At 69.2% G+C, this 15176-nt stretch carries 12 protein-coding genes and 1 pseudogene; 10 read left to right on the top strand and 3 right to left on the bottom strand.

All coding sequences use genetic code 11. The features are described 5' to 3' along the window. The first annotated feature begins 50 nt into the window (after window positions 1-50). Window positions 51-1229 (top strand): S1 family peptidase, encoded by a 1179-nt coding sequence (locus tag RWE79_RS24995; RefSeq protein WP_475942296.1) that lies wholly within the window; start codon window positions 51-53, stop codon window positions 1227-1229. A gap of 269 nt (window positions 1230-1498) precedes the next feature. Continuing rightward, window positions 1499-2080: a Uma2 family endonuclease gene (locus RWE79_RS24990; protein WP_475942295.1), complete on the top strand. Its 582-nt coding sequence runs from the start codon at window positions 1499-1501 to the stop codon at window positions 2078-2080. 183 nt (window positions 2081-2263) lie between these two features. On the opposite strand, the gene RWE79_RS24985 is transcribed toward RWE79_RS24990, so the two are convergent. Continuing rightward, window positions 2264-3703, bottom strand: coding sequence for an ATP-binding protein (locus RWE79_RS24985; RefSeq protein ID WP_475942294.1), 1440 nt, complete (start codon window positions 3701-3703; stop codon window positions 2264-2266). Between the two features lie 286 nt (window positions 3704-3989). Here RWE79_RS24985 and RWE79_RS24980 point away from each other — a divergent pair, with 286 nt between their 5' ends. Next, window positions 3990-4241 carry a hypothetical protein gene (locus RWE79_RS24980; protein WP_073946283.1) on the top strand — a complete coding sequence of 84 codons (252 nt, stop codon included), beginning with the start codon at window positions 3990-3992 and terminating at the stop codon, window positions 4239-4241. Further along, a complete protein-coding gene (locus RWE79_RS24975) occupies window positions 4241-4633 on the top strand; it encodes a DNA-binding protein (RefSeq protein WP_475942293.1) in 393 nt (130 codons plus the stop codon). The genes RWE79_RS24980 and RWE79_RS24975 overlap by 1 nt, the downstream gene beginning before the upstream one ends. A gap of 351 nt (window positions 4634-4984) precedes the next feature. On the opposite strand, the gene RWE79_RS24970 is transcribed toward RWE79_RS24975, so the two are convergent. After that, entirely contained in the window at window positions 4985-6403 is a 1419-nt protein-coding gene (locus tag RWE79_RS24970; RefSeq protein ID WP_475942292.1) for an ATP-binding protein, read from the bottom strand. A 793-nt stretch (window positions 6404-7196) separates the two neighbouring features. Between RWE79_RS24970 and RWE79_RS24965 the strand changes: the two genes are divergently transcribed. From RWE79_RS24965 to RWE79_RS24945, 5 genes and pseudogenes are all read left to right on the top strand, one after another. After that, window positions 7197-8444, top strand: a complete 1248-nt coding sequence (locus RWE79_RS24965; RefSeq protein ID WP_475942291.1) for a helix-turn-helix domain-containing protein — start codon at window positions 7197-7199, stop codon at window positions 8442-8444. Between the two features lie 316 nt (window positions 8445-8760). Continuing rightward, window positions 8761-9555 carry a toll/interleukin-1 receptor domain-containing protein gene (locus RWE79_RS24960; protein WP_475942290.1) on the top strand — a complete coding sequence of 265 codons (795 nt, stop codon included), beginning with the start codon at window positions 8761-8763 and terminating at the stop codon, window positions 9553-9555. Continuing rightward, the gene (locus RWE79_RS24955; protein ID WP_475942289.1) at window positions 9552-11537 is read left to right on the top strand and encodes a hypothetical protein; all 1986 of its coding nucleotides are present in this window, start codon (window positions 9552-9554) and stop codon (window positions 11535-11537) included. The genes RWE79_RS24960 and RWE79_RS24955 overlap by 4 nt, the downstream gene beginning before the upstream one ends. Then, on the top strand, window positions 11534-12868 hold the full coding sequence (locus tag RWE79_RS24950) for a hypothetical protein (RefSeq protein WP_475942288.1): 1335 nt from the start codon (window positions 11534-11536) through the stop codon (window positions 12866-12868). The genes RWE79_RS24955 and RWE79_RS24950 overlap by 4 nt, the downstream gene beginning before the upstream one ends. 80 nt (window positions 12869-12948) lie before the next feature. Next, window positions 12949-13308: pseudogene (locus RWE79_RS24945) on the top strand (RNaseH domain-containing protein); the annotation flags it as partial. A 133-nt stretch (window positions 13309-13441) separates the two neighbouring features. On the opposite strand, the gene ychF reads toward RWE79_RS24945, so the two are convergent. Then, a complete protein-coding gene (gene ychF / locus RWE79_RS24940; protein WP_475942287.1) occupies window positions 13442-14530 on the bottom strand; it encodes a redox-regulated ATPase YchF in 1089 nt (362 codons plus the stop codon). Window positions 14531-14681: 151 nt separating this feature from the next. Between ychF and RWE79_RS24935 the strand changes: the two genes are divergently transcribed. After that, window positions 14682-15173, top strand: coding sequence for a DUF6542 domain-containing protein (locus RWE79_RS24935; protein ID WP_475942286.1), 492 nt, complete (start codon window positions 14682-14684; stop codon window positions 15171-15173). Window positions 15174-15176 lie beyond the last annotated feature (3 nt).

The following is a 15176-nucleotide window of genomic DNA, read 5'->3' as shown; positions in this document are numbered from 1 at the left end:
CTCTCACCCACTTCGGTCTCACTCCCCCACAGACGGAAGAAGAAGTGCCCATGAGACGCAGGATCAGCTCCCTCATCAGCCTGTCCGCCTTACTCGCGGCAGCCGTCGGCAGCACCGGCTCGGTCGCGGCGACCGCCGCTCCGGCCCAGGACCCGCACATCACGGCCCGCACCGCGACCCTGGACCCCGTCGTCTCGGCCATGGCCCGGGACCTGGGTCTGTCCAAGGCCGGTGCCCGGCGGCGGCTCAGCCGGGAAGCAGCCGCCACCCGCGTCGCGCCGAATGCGAGACGGGCCGCCGGAACCTCGTACGGCGGTTCGTGGTTCGACCCGGCGAGCGGACAACTGGTCGTCGCCGTCACCGACGCCCGCGCGGCCACGGCCGTACGGCTGACCGGGGCGGCCACGGCGGTCGTCGCGCACACCGCCGGGCAACTGGACGCGGCGAAGGCCGCGATCGACACGGTGGCCAGGAGGCACAAGGCCCCGGCCGGCGTGAGCAGTTGGCGCGTCGACCCCCGCACCAGCAGCGTGGTGATCGACGTCCGGGCCGACGCCGCGCAGGACCCGGCGGTACGCGCATTCATCACCCGGGCCGAGCGGCACGACACCGCCGGGATCGTCACGGTGCACCGGACGACCGCCGCGACCCCGGCGACGCTGTCGGCGGGCACGGTCGGCGGAGACCCGTACTACAGCCACGGCATCCGCTGCTCCATCGGCTTCTCGGTGTACGGCGGTTTCATCACCGCGGGCCACTGCTCCCAGGCCGGAGCCGCCGTCTACGGCTGGGACAACTCCTACATAGGCAACTTCCAGGCCGGCACCTTTCCCGGGAACGACTACTCCTGGGTGAACGTCGGCAGCGGCTGGTGGACCGTACCCGTCGTACTCGGCTGGGGCACCGTCTCCGACGCCCTGGTACGCGGCTCCGCCGAGGCACCGGTCGGCGCCTCGGTATGCCGCTCGGGTTCCACCACCCACTGGCACTGCGGCACGGTCCTCGGCAAGAACGAGACGGTCAACTACAGCCAGGGCAGCGTCTACGGGCTGACGGAGACCAATGTGTGCGCCGAACCGGGCGACTCCGGCGGCTCCTTCATCAGCGGCGACCAGGCCCAGGGCGTCACCTCCGGCGGCTACGGCAACTGCACCTCCGGCGGCGAGACCTGGTTCCAGCCGGTCAACCCGATCCTGGCCGCGTACGGCCTCACCCTGCAAACCGCCTGACCGGCGGCCGGCCCCGGTTCACAACGAACCGGGGCCGCGCCCCGGCCGGCATCCGTGCCCTGCGCCAAGGCACGATCGCAGCGCTCACAGAACAGACCGCCGAGCGCGGCATGTCCGCCTACGTCGAAGCGTTCATCCAGCGCCGGCTGGTGCGGGTTCGGGGCAGCAGACCGGATCGGACAGCTGTTGTCCCGACTGCGTCCGTGCGCCGGTTATCGGGCGGCACGACTACGCCCACCTCCGACGGACGAAATAGCTAGGGTTGCAGCATGACCGCACTGCCCGACTGGATGCGCCCGCCTCGCCCGGAAGGCTGGTTCGCGGAGGACCTGGACCGCCTCCCGGAAGCGCCGCGCCACACCGAGCTGATCGACGGAGCCCTCGTATTCATGATGTGGCCCCAGCGCTGGTGGCACGGAGAGATTGTCACCGACCTCACGCTTGCCCTCAGGGCACAGGCCCCAGCCGGATTCAAGGTCGGTCGGGAGATGACCATCCGCCTCGATGCCCGTGACCGCCCGGAGCCGGACCTCGTGGTGACCACGGCCCCGTATGACCCTGACTGCACCTGGTTCGCTCCGGAAGATGTCCAGCTCGTCATCGAGGTCGTCTCTCCCGAGTCCGCCCACCGCGACCGGACAGTAAAACTGCGCAAGTACGCCGAGGCGGGAATCCGGCACTACTGGTGCATCGAGGACGAGGACACCGTTCCGGTCGTGCACGTGTACGAGCTCGATGAGCCGACCAGGTCGTACGCACCAGCAGGAATCTTCCGCCACACGCTCAAGCGGTCCCTACCATTCGAGATCAGCATCGATCTCGACGAAGTCGCGCCCGGTCGTAGTGACTGACACAGTGCTTCCAGGTCAGCACCAAGTCAGCAAGGTAACGCAGAAGGGGTCGGATTCAGCAGAGACCGACCCCTCCTGTGCTGCACGCTTGCCAGATTGTTCAGCGCGCGGCAACGAATCGCCAGCACGGGAAACGCAAGGGGCCGGCTCCCGGAGGAGTGGACCCCGTCTGACCTGATCCGGCTATCGGGGCTGCCACGCCCGTACGAGGTCCTCCGGCCCCCAGTGCGCGGCGAGCGGCAGATCATCTGCCACCCCGCAGCGGGAGACCGCGACCAGTGGAGTGTCCGGGGCGGTGCCGGGGACGGCGAGCATGTCACGTACCAAGGCGTCGTACTCATGGCGCCCGAAGGGCTGGGTCTCCAGCCACTTGACCGACCCGACGAAGTGCACCTGCCGAGCCACCGGCTCACGGTCTGTACCGATGAGGTCGATCTCGGGGTTGTTCTGACGGTTCCACCAACCGCCGACGGCCTCGGTCCCGGGCCACTCGTCGTTGGGCATCAGACGCAGCAAGGACTCGCGGATCAGCGGCTCGACCGCTCGACCGCGCCACGTGGTCCACGACCGCTCGATACGTTCCAGCGCCAAGTCGCCGCGGCCACGCTCGACGAGCGGGATCGCGCGCGCCAGGAAGGCCAGCCAGAACCGCAGATACGGGTCGGCGATCCGGTAACGCTTGTTCTTGGTGTCCGGCTTGACGGACAGGGGGAGATCAGCGGCCAGGACTCGCTTGGCCTGCAACATGGCCAGTAGCGGGGAGAGCGTGCCCGACGGCAGTGCGCCGGCGCCGCCCGCCCGGGCTGCGATCGTGCTGAATGTGCGCTCACCGCTGCCAACCGCTTCCAGTACGGACCGTGAGTGCGAAGCTTCGGGGAATTCGCCCAGCAGGGACAACTCTCCGGCCACCAGCAGCGGCGAGAGAGGATTGGCGACCGACGCCTGCAAGAAGGCCGTGCGCTCCATTCCCGGCCGCCACGACTGCACGATCTCGGGGAATCCGCCAGTGATCAACTGGGCGTCGACGGCCGCCGCGGCGTCGAGTTCGGTCATGGCCTGCACGTCGGCCAGGTTCAGGGGACGGACGGTCATTTTCGCCGCACGGCCGAAAAACGGGCGCCCATACGACTGCAGTAGCTCCATCACCGATGTATCGCTGCCGACCAACAGCAGAAGTACGGGCTTGGACGACAGGTGCCGGTCCCAGACGGTTTGGAGTGCGCCCTCGAATTCTGGATCCTGCTCGACCAGCCAGGGCACCTCGTCAATCACCGCGATGCTGGGAGAGTCATCGGGTACCGCGAGCGCAACCGAGCGCAGGGCCTGGTTCCAGTCCTGCGACTGAAGGCCGGCGACCAGTTCCGCCCCTGGCAACAGCGACTGCGCGAGGGTCGCGGCAAAGTCGGCACGTTCCGTCACAGGGTTGCGCCCCCGGGTGGCCTGGAACACCACGTACGGCGCTCCCGAGCGATCACAGAACTCCTGGGCCAGCCGCGACTTCCCCACTCGGCGACGGCCCGTCATGATCACAGCCCGCCCGCGAGTGGCTCCAACACCCTCTGTCACTGTCCGGTACTGCTCGGCCAGCAGTTCAAGATCCCCCACCCGACCTTGGAACTCCACGACACACTCCACGCAGTAACGTAGATTGATTATTACGTAGATTGAATCTTACTTCATTTTATGCGGCCTGGTGGATCGCGCCAAGGGCGGGCGGGTACCGGAGGTCGAGATAGCGGGCGGGTGTCCTGCGGACTGTCTGCGGACTGGCCTACGGGGTCTCGACGGAGTCGAGGTGCCTGCGCAGTTCCGCTGCGATGTCTTCGTCGCCACCCTCGGGCGGCAGCGCCTCCCGCGCTGCCTAACCATTCACACCCACAGAGTTACGACCGTCGGTAGGATCGACACCATGAGCAGTAGCAGGAAGTACTCCATCAGCCTGCCCGAGGACCTTGCCGAGGCCGTACGCGCCCATGTCGGGCCCGGAGGCTTCTCCGCCTACGTCGCCGAAGCCCTGGAACAGCGGGTCGCCATGGACAAGCTTCGGGAGATCGTTGCCGACTTCGAGACCGACAATGACGAGCTCACCCGCGAGGAGGTCGAGGCCGCCCGCGCGCTGCTACGCCATGACCACCGACAGGTCGGCGGTGCCGCCGCCTGATGCCCGGCACCCTGCTGCTCGACAGCGAAGGACTCTCCAAGCTCTACCGCAAGGACCGCACCGTCGTAGCTCTGGTGCAGGCGGCATCAGAGGAGGGCATCCGCGTGGCCAGCAGCGCCACGACCACCCTTGAGGCCGATTACGAGCGGATCCACCCGGCCCGCATCAAGTGGGTCCTCTCCCACGTCGACGTTCACGACGTCACCAGAGAGGTCACCGACGAAGCCGCCGCCCTGCTTCGCGCCCACCATCTCCACGGCCACCAGTACGCCATCGACGCCGCCTTCGCCGTCATCGCCCGCAACGCGCCCCAGCCGGTCACCGTCCTCACTTCCGACCCCGAGGACCTGACACTCCTGTGCGGCCCTTCCGTACAGGTCGTCAAGGTCTGAAGCGCCGGCCACAGCCACTCCAACCAGGTCGGCCGTCAGCCACAGCGCTTCGCAGACGAGGACTCCCCGCGGACAGGCGCCTCCGCCCGACCCGTCAACAAGCGGGCCGGGCGCCGTCTTTGACGGAACGTCACACGTTGAAGCGGAACTCCACCACAAGCCTCTGAACTGCGGGAATGCACCGTCATCCCAGCACCGTCCCAGCACGGGATTCGCGACAAGTACGAGAGAGCTCAGGATCGCCAAAGCTACACAACAACGCCAGCAGGGGCCCGAGGTCTGAGGGACTTCTCCGCAACGTCTGTGGCCTGATCGCCCCCCAACTCCCTTGCCGCGCCTGCCATCCGCCACTCACAGCGGCCAGGCGGTCAGCAAATCGCCGGGGCCGTAGGCGGCATCGAGCCCCGGACAGTCGACCCCGCTGCGCGAGACCGCCACGACCGGAACAGGTTCGCCGGTGAGGGCGGCCCGGTGTCGATGGAGAGCTGCCAGGTCGTGTCGGTCGAAGGGCGACTGCTCCAGCCACTTGATGGAGCCGACGAAGAGCAGTTCCTTGGCAATGGGGGCGCGGTCCGACCCGACGATATCGATCTCGACGTCGTTGGTACGGGTCCAGTAGCCACCCACTGCGGGGGCTGCGGGCAGCAAGTCGTCGGGCAGTATCCGTGCCAGAGCCTCGCGGACAAGGGGTTCGACGGCTCGGCCGCGCCAGCTGGTCCAGTTCTCCCGGATGCGCGCCAAGGTCAGATCGCCCCGCCCCCGCTCGATCTCCTCCATGGACGGGCCGAGCAGGTGCAGCCAAAACCGCAGGTAGGGATCTGTCACCCGGTAGCGGCGATCCTTCGACGGACGCAGCGATACGGGCAGCTCCGCAGCGACGATCCTCTTGTCCGTAAGCAGTTCCAGCGCTCGCTGCAGGGGCGTGGCCCCGATTCCGCCGGCTGCACGGGCGATGTTGGTGAAGGTCCGCTCGCCACTGCCGATAGCCGCCAGCACGGTACGCGCCTGGGCCTGCGGAGGGAACTCGGCAGCCAGCGAGCGCTCGGCCGATACCAGCAGGGCTGAGACCGGGTCGCTCAGCGCCTCGTCGAGGAAGTCCCACAGCCCTGCACCTCGCGGCCACTCCGCGCAGATCAGCGGCAGCCCGCCGGTGACCAGCGCGGCGTCGAAGGCTTCCGCCGGTTCCAACCCGAGCATCTGCCCCACCTCGGCGGGGTTCAGTGGTCCTAGCACCATCTCCCGGCCGCGCTGATGGAAGGGGCGTCCGTAGCTGTTCAGGGCCTCCATCATCGACAGATCGGAGCCGATGAGGACCAGCAGCACTGGCTTGGTCTCCAACACCCGGTCCCAGGCTCGTTGCAGCATCCCCTCAAAGGCGCCATCGGCATCCATCAGGTACGGCACCTCGTCGATGACCAGCACGCTCGCCCGGTCGGCGGGCAGCGCCGCAGCCAGCACATCGAACGCGGCATCCCAGTTTTCCGGCCGCGCGGCGGCCACCAGCCCAGCCAACGGCAACGTCGAGGCTTGGGCGTCCCGGGCCAGCCGTGCCAGATCATCCCTGGGGGACGCACCAGTCGCCGCATAGAACAGGAACGGGGCTCCGGAGCGCTCTGCAAACCGCTCGACCAGTCGCGACTTGCCCACCCGTCGCCGCCCGCGCAACATCACGCACCGACCGGGCCGCTCCCCGCCAACCCCTGCCGCCACTTTCTGCAGCTCTCGCTCCAACGTCGCCAGCTCCTGGCGACGACCTACGAAATCCACCACGTCCGTCGACCTCCACGCATGACACTAACGACAACGTTACTAACATAAACATTAGTAGGAAGCCTCACCAGTCGCCGCTCACGATCATGAGTCGTGGACCTGCGTTTCGAGGACCGTGCGACACTGGGCGGTCGTGCAAAGCAGCGCCCAAGGCCGGCATCCCAGACGAACGCGACGCCGCCGAGGGCCATGCCAGCGTCGTTGGCGAAGTTCACACTTTCGTTGTCCAGGTGGATGCCGAGGAGGCGGTCGGCGATCTCGCCATGGAGCGCGGCCTCCGACAGCCGATTCATCAACTGCTGAACCAGCCCACCCTCGCCAGTCAGTCGGAGGCCGTCAGCCCGGGCGCGGCCGACCAACTCGTCGATCAGCCGCCATCCATCGCTTCACCTACTGCGGCTGGACTGTCTCGGCCTCGGTGACATTGTCACTGGTCATCGATGCATCTCCCTTGGTCAGGAGTTGCCCCGAACGAATTGCAGTCCTCTCTGCGATGCGATCGACAGATTCTCTTCCCCCGCCATTCTCGATCGCCTTTATCTCGATCGTGGTCGACTCCGGTCACGGCAAGGACCAGACAGAGAGCAACGGAGCACAGAAGAGGCAACGGGCAACCCCGCCGAACCCCGATTCTTGAGGCGCACCTCGTGCCAAACTCGCTCTCGGATGCGAAGCGAAACGACTCGGTCACGACGGGTGTTCGCCGCCGGCGTTCGTGTCGACCGGTGAACATCGAACGAGAGTTCCCCGTGAGGGCGCACGGCCCTCACGGTCACTGCTCAGGGGGAGGTTAATGGTGAGTATAAATTTACCTTTTGGCCCGGAACTTCGGCGTTTACGACAGGAAGCGGGGCTCACTCTGACCGAATTCTCCGTGGCGCTCAGCTACGACAAGGGGCACCTCAGCAAGGTCGAGCGCGGGGAGCGTTCCGCGTCTCCTGAACTGGCCCGGCGGTGCGACGCCTTCCTCGGCGCGAGCGGCGAGCTGCAGCGCCTGGTCGTCCGCCTCGAGACCGACTCGGACACTACCGCAACCCCCGCTATCCCGAGCCTCTGGCTCGTCGGGCGCCGGGCGGTCCTCGCGGCGGGTACGGGGGCGGTGATCGACCTCGGCCTGAATCTCGGCGGTCAGGCGTCCTCTGCCACCGACCCCCTCCTCTCCTCCTTCCTCGTGCAGTTCGACCAGCTACGAAAGCTCGGCCAGTCCACCGCGCCGAAGGTTCTGCTTCCCCTGCTGGAGACGCAGACGCGCACGGTCGCCGGGCTGGCCGCCGACACTCCGTCCGCCACTCGGGCCCCCGCGCTCCTGCTCGCGTCGCGGTTCGCGGAGTTCACAGGCTGGATGGCCCAGGAGGCCGGGGACAGCGGCGCGGCGCTCGGCTGGACAGGTGAGGCCGCCGAACTGGCGCGCGCCGGGGGCGATCCGTACCTCGGTTCCTACGCGCTCGTGCGCCGCGCCCTGGTCACGCTCTACGACGGGGACGCCGCAGGCACTGTCGCCCTGGCCCGCCGAGCCCAGAGCGATGAACTCCCGCCGCGCATCCGGGGACTCGCCACCCAGCGGGAGGCGCAGGGACACGCTCTCGTCGGCGACGAACGCGACTGCCTCCGCAGCCTCGACAGGGCGCGGGAGCTGCTCGACAGTGACGATGCCCGCAGCAGTGCCGAGCCCGTGATCGGCACCACCCACGTGAGCGATCCGGCGGCGATGACGACCGGCTGGTGCCTGTATGACCTCGGTCGCCCCAAGGCCGCCGCCGAGGTCCTCGACCGGGAGTGCCGCCGCCTCCCGCCGCACGCGTTGCGCACCCGCGCCCGGTACGGTTTCCGCAGGTCCTTGGCCCACGCCGCTTCCGGAGAGGTCGAGCACGCGTGCACGATCGCCGGAGAGCTCCTGGCGGTGATGCCGGCCGTGCCGTCGGCGACGGTGAACAGCGACGTCCGGCGTCTCGCGCGGGAACTCTCCCGGTTCCGGAGCAGCCGGGCCGTACGCGATCTGCAGCCGGCGCTGGCACGGGTACTCGCCCCCGCGCACGATTGACACCGGCGCCACGACCGACACCGGCCCGGCTCGCCGGACTCCCCGGCCCCTCCGGCCCCCCGGATCCCACGATCCCCGGCGGGCCCCTCTGATCCCCGCCCGACGCGTAGCACCGCGCTCCCGGCTTCTTCGAGCTGCCCGCGACCAGTGACGCGCCGGGCGGCGCACCTTCATCCGTACGCCCTCCCGTGGACACGCCATGCCGTCAGACGGTCGGGACCTCATGGCCCGGGCTGACCGGGCCTCGGAGCCCCGGTCCGCAGCCACCGCGCTCGTACCCATTCACCCCCGTCTTCCTCTCACGAAGGGAACCTTCATGCCCGACGTCTTCGTCAACTACCGCACAGGCGACGAGGAATCCGTGGCGACCATGATCGCTCGGGAGCTCGCCCGGCGGTTCGGCGGCGAGCGGATCTTCTTTGCCAGCAACTCGATCGAGCTCGGACACCGCTTCCCGGTGGAACTGGTCAGGGCAGTGGAGGAGTGCCAGGCGCTGCTCGCCGTGATCGGCCCGCGCTGGGCGGAGGTGCGGGGGGCCGACAGCCGCCCCGCCCTCGAAGCCGAGCAGGACTGGACCCGTCGTGAGATCCAGACCGCGCTCGACCGCGGGATCCTGGTGATCCCCGTGCTCGTCGGGAAGGCCACGCGGATCGACCGCGCCGTCCTCCCGGACGATCTGCGGGAGCTGGCGGACTGCCAGTACAGGCGGTTCGACCACCGCAACGCCGAGTCGGACCTGACGGCGCTCGGTGACGCCCTCGCCCGGCTGCTGCCCGAGCTGGGCGCGGTGGACCGCGACGCCCGTGCGGCGCGGGAGCGGACGGAGGCGAAGTCCCGCAAGAAGTCGGCCCAGGACACCGGGCACGCCAGGATGCGGACGCGCGACATCGAGCAGCGCGTGCGCGGCGGCGTCGGAAACCTGAACGGAGACCTGTCCGGCACCTTCGTCAACGAGCCGCAGGGGCCCGTGAACACCGGTCGGGGAAACCAGTACAACGCGCCCCACTTCCAGGGTGACAACTCCGGGGTCCAGTTCACGGCAGGCGACAACAGGGGTACGGTCCACCAGCGCTTCGAGGGCGAGCGCCCTCGCTCGGACGACGGACGATGACCGAGCAGGACCGCGTCACCGTCAACGAGCCGCGCGGCCCGGTGAAAAACGGCGGGGGGCACCAGTACGTCTTCTACGGCGTCGGCGCGGACTGGATGATCCGCAAAGGGGTCGAGTCCCTCCGGATCGCCCGCGAGGACCGGGTGCGCCTGGCCGACCGGTTCGTTCCGCCGGTGAGTTTCCGCGTCGCCGCCGACCGCCTGGAGAAGCCCGGATCGGTGCTGCTGCTGGATGCTCCGCCCGGCAGCGGCCGCCGCGCCGCGGCGATCATGCTGCTGCACGGGCTCGGTGAGGACGGGGGCGCCGACGAGGAGGGGGTCCGGTTCGAGGAGCTTCCCGCCACGGACAAGGAGGAGAACCTTCTCGCCCCCGGTGAGGGGGACCGCTTCCTCCTCGACCTCTCCGGGATCGCCGAAGAGGAGGCGTACACCAAGGCCCAGCGCCGCCTGGCCGTGCGCCGGTCACAGGTCCAGGAGGCGGGGGCCCACATGGTCGTCGTCCTGCCGTCGGGCCTGGAGCACGCCCACGCGCCGGACCTCGAACCGCACACGGTGACGCTGGGGCGCCCCCGGGGCATCGCCGTTGTCACCCGGTACCTCCGCATGGACCGAATGGCCTTCCACCCCGCGGACCTGGGGAGCGCCGATGTCCAGCGCCTGTGCGACCGCTCCCCCATGCGGGAACTGGCGCGGCTCGCGGGGCTGGTGAGGGCAGCTCGCGACAGTGGCCGGTTCGGCTCCGACTTCGCGGGATGGCTCGACCAGGCGATGCACGCGGTGACCGACCGTGCTGGTGAGGTAGGCAAACAGGTGGCCACGGTCCGCACCGCGCCCGAGCGGGCCCTGCTGCTCGCGACGGCGGTGTTCGAGGAGGCCCGCGCCGACACCGTCTACGAGGCGTGGCACGGCCTGATGAGGACGGTGGGGCACGCGGAAGAGGCGACGACCGAGCTCGCGCGGACGGATTTCGGGGAGCGGTTGGATGGGCTCGGGATCGAGCGGGGCCCGGACGGTCGGCTCCGCTTCGGACGGCTGGCCTACGCCGACGCGGTACGAACGTACTTCTGGGCGAACTTCCCCGGGGTGCGCGACGACCTCAGGGACTGGATCGGTCATTCCGCCGGGCTGCGCGGTCTGACCACCGACGACCGGGTGAACGTCGTCGTCCGCTTCGGCGAGCGGTCTCTGTCCATCGGGCGGCCCGACCACCTCTTCGACCTCGTGGTGCGCTGGGCTGACCGTGCGACCGGGGCGTCCTGCGACCCGCGAGCCGTGGCGGCCCTCGAACTCGGTCTCAGCCACGAGAGGTTCGGAGGATGGTTCCGCAGGCGGATGTACGAATGCGCGAGGCCCGGCCCCTTGTCGGACGGTCTCGCCCGTGTCCTGACCACCGCCTGCCTTCAGAGTCTCGGCGCGACGCACCCGGATCAGGCAATGGTGCGTCTCCACCACCTCGCCGTACGGAAGGGGGAGGCGGCGCGCGAGGCCCTGGAGGCGCTTCTCGACCTCGCCGGCCGCGACCGCCGGCTCTACCGGCTGCTAATCGACCGCCTGCGGGACCGGACGCGTCGGGAGCCGCGCGGGGCGGAGCCCCAGCTCCGGTTGCTCACGGAACTGTTGAGGAGCGACCGGGCACCGGACCCGCCGCCGTGGCCGGACCTGTTCCTGGGCTGGGAGACGGTTTTCGCCCAGCCGCCGACGGAGCTCTGGAACCCGCTGGTGAGTAGCTGGCTGAACGCCGTGGCGGGCGACAGTACGCGGGAGATGGCGCTGGGCGTGATGGTCGGGGCGACTCGCGGCCACGCGGCCGCTCTCCATCGCCTCTACGCCATCGCCTGCGGCTGGGCGGGGACCGCGCGCCACTCCTCCCGGGCGGTCGTCGCCGCCCTCTTCTGGCAGCACATCGACCATGCGCAGCATGCCCGCACGGAGAGTACGGAGCCTGCGGGCACCGGACCACGGACCACGGAAGAGGCACGATGAAACACCGCATTTCCAGCCTGCTGTTCGTCGCCCTCTGCGGCCTCGCACCGACTGTGCTCGGAAACCTCCTGCACTGGTCGGCGTTGCTGTGGGGCTTCACGTCCATGGTCACGACCTCGGGCTCCCTGTTGCTCGTGATGACGGTCCTCGGCGGTGGCCGCGCGTCGTCAGACGCCTACGAGCCCGGGGAACCCGAACCGCCCGCAGCGCCGACGGAGCTGCCGTACCAGGAGGCGCGGGTGGTCGACGCGGCGCTGCCGAGCGCCGCGGACGGCTACGACTTCCTGTTCTCTGCCACCGTGTGGTGGAGGCCGGTCTTCGACCACGCCGACCGGCCCGACGGTGCCTCCCCGGCCCTCGCCGTGTCCTCGGTCGTCAGCCGGGCCCTGGAGGTCGTCCGCCGCGAGGAGCCCGGCCGGGCGAGCTTCGCGCAGTATCTCCTGGAGGGGGAGCTGGGCGTCCCGCTCCCGGACCGGAGCAGGCGGGTGAAGGCCATGGCGGCCGATGTGACACTGACCCTCGCCCCCGCCGACCGCGAGCGCCTGCGGAAGTTGAAGGACCTTCGCAAGGACGAGGAGATCTGGGAGTACGAGCGTCAGCACGAGCGCAACAAGCGGCGCTACCTCGGTGACGACGTGTTCAAGAGCGCGGGCAGCGCGGTGGTTTGGTGGCTGACCCGTCACGAGAACGAAATCGAGAAGGCGGTCGACATGATCGGCCCGCTCGCCCAGATCGCGGCGGCAGCCAACGACGAGGAAGTGCCCGAGCTCTTCCGCCACCTGCTCGTCCCGCCCGTGGGCGCGCGGAGCGAGGCGACCGTCGGGGACCCGCGGTGGGGCGGGGACGGCCGGGAAGGAGGGATGCCCGACCGCGAGGAGGAAGTAGGGATCTCGGACCGGCTGCTCCTACTGCTGGCGGCACTGGGCCTGAAGCCGGACATGGACGAGCACACGGTGTTCGTCCATCGTGTGGTGCGGAGCCTGGAAGCGACCGGGCTGGATGAGGCCGCCGAGGAGATCAGGCGGACCCTTCTTCCGATGCCCGACGAAGGCGGGGGCGAGGGGCCGGAAGGTGGACCTTCGGGCGAGGGGGACACCCCGGGGCCCTGGTCGCCCGGCTTCCCGGCCCCCGAGGGTTCCCCGTTCACCGACGCGGCCGCAGGCACGTTCGCGCCGGGGGCGGCGGAGAGCGGCGCAGGCGAACGGAACCAAGGCTGGCGGGAGACGAACGAGGACGACATGACACCTCCGTACTTCTGGGACACCTCGCACAACCCGCACCGGCCCGCCGCACCTCGCGCACGGGACAAGGACGACAAGGACGGGAGCTGATCCGGTAGGCGGTCGGCTCCACGAGGCTCTCGTTCACCGCACACCGCGGCGGGGAAGTCCTTTCCTGCCCCGAGACCTGGGCAAGACCATCACTCGCTGGGACGCTGACCCGGGCAAAGGATGGGAGGAGGGGGAGCGGGGAGACGAACGAACTCAAGACGCCGTGGTGGGCTGTCACGGCGACCGAGATCTATCCAGTCGTGTGGCCGATGGGGTCGGCCGGACGACTCTTGCACGGGCTGTCGGCGACGGCGCGCTTGTGTCACAAGACCATCGCTTGGTCCGGCTGCTCCCTCTACCCCGTCCCCTGTACGGAGCCAAACAGTGCAGGTGCCGATTTGTTTCCGCGAAAGCCTCCGGAGCTGCGGCCCACGAACCAGCACGGGAGCCTCACCGGTATCCCAGCACACTCCCAGCACGGTAGGGGTGACCAGGGATGATGACAGGTGACGAGGGGTCAGCTGTCCCAGCACCATCCCAGCACGGGAAAAAACTAGAGGCCCGACTCCGAGGAGTCGGACCCCTTCCGATCTGCATATTTGCCAGATCAGCGATGTGGTGGTATGTCACCCGCTACACGTTGAAGCGGAACTCCACCACGTCGCCGTCCTGCATGACGTAGTCCTTGCCTTCCATCCGGGCCTTGCCCTTGGCGCGGGCCTCGGGGACGGAGCCGGTGGCGACGAGGTCGTCGAAGGAGACGATCTCGGCCTTGATGAAGCCCTTCTGGAAGTCGGTGTGGATCACACCGGCCGCCTCGGGGGCGGTGGCGCCCTTCTTGATGGTCCAGGCGCGGGCTTCCTTGGGACCGGCGGTGAGGTAGGTCTGCAGGCCGAGGGTCTCGAAGCCGACGCGGCCGAGGGTGGCCATGCCGGGCTCCTCCTGGCCCATGGACTGGAGGAGTTCGAGGGCCTCGTCGTCGTCGAGCTCGATGAGCTCGGACTCGATCTTGGCGTTCAGGAAGATGGCCTCGGCCGGGGCGACCAGGGCGCGCTGCTCGTTCTTGAAGTCCTCGTCGGTGAGCTCGTCCTCGTCGACATTGAAGACGTAGAGGAAGGGCTTGACGGTGAGGAGGTGCAGCTCGTGGAGGAGCCTGCCCTGCTCGGTGCCGGCGGTGATGCCGGCGGAGAAGAGGGTGCGGCCCTCTTCGAGGATCTTCTGGGCGTCCAGGACGGCGGCGAGGACGGCCGCCTTCTCCTTCTGGAGGCGGGACTCCTTGGTGAGGCGCGGGACGGCCTTCTCGACGGACTGCATGTCGGCGAGGATCAGCTCGGTGTTGATGGTCTCGATGTCGTCCTTGGGCGAGACCTTGCCGTCGACGTGGACGACGTTCTCGTCCTTGAAGGCCCGGATGACCTGGCAGATCGCGTCGGACTCGCGGATGTGGGCGAGGAACTTGTTGCCCAGGCCCTCGCCCTCGCTCGCGCCGCGCACGATGCCCGCGATGTCGACGAAGTCGACGGTGGCCGGGAGCTTGCGGGCGGAACCGAAGATTTCGGCCAGCTTGTCGAGGCGGGGGTCGGGGACCCCGACGACGCCGACGTTGGGCTCGATGGTGGCGAACGGGTAGTTGGCCGCCAGCACGTCGTTCTTGGTCAGGGCGTTGAACAGGGTCGACTTGCCGACATTCGGCAGGCCGACGATTCCGATCGTGAGCGACACGTGACGACTTCCCGGTGCGATGAAGGTGGAGTGCCCAAGTCTACGGGCCCGGACGAGCTGGCCAGGCGTTCGCTTCGAACACCGGGCCAAGGGAGGTGAAAAGGCGTGTCCTGCCCCTGTTTTCCCCGGTTGGCGCGCCTACTTTTGGTACGTGGAGCATCACAGCACGCACACGAAGACCCGGGTGGGCCCCGCCACCGCCGTCTCCCGTCCGGGCGGAACCGGCGCCCCGCGCCGGCCGCGCCGGCCGCGCCCGCCCGAGCCACGCCTCACCGCGCTGGGCACGGGGCTCTCGCTGACCGCCGTCACGGTGGCCGCGGGGGCCCTGGACGCCCTGCTGACCGGGGAGCCGGGGGTCTTCTTCGGGGTGGTCTTCGTCCTGGCGTGCGTGGCGGCGGCGGTCCTCGTCCGCCCGTACGACCTGTCGGCGGCACCGGTCAGCGCGCCGATCGCCTTCGCGGTGGCCGTCGCCCTGACCGCCGACAGCGGCGCCGGCGGCTTCACGGGACATGTGATGGGCGCGCTCACCGCGCTGGCGCTGCTGACGGGCTGGCTCTACTCGGGGACGCTGCTCGCCGCCGCGATCGTCGCCGTACGGAAGGTGGCCGACGTACGACGGGCGCGGCGGCGCGCAGCGTCCTGAAAC

The sequence above is a fragment of the Streptomyces sp. RLA131 genome, from assembly GCF_056270125.1.
This window is presented reverse-complemented; position numbering and strand designations above follow the sequence as displayed.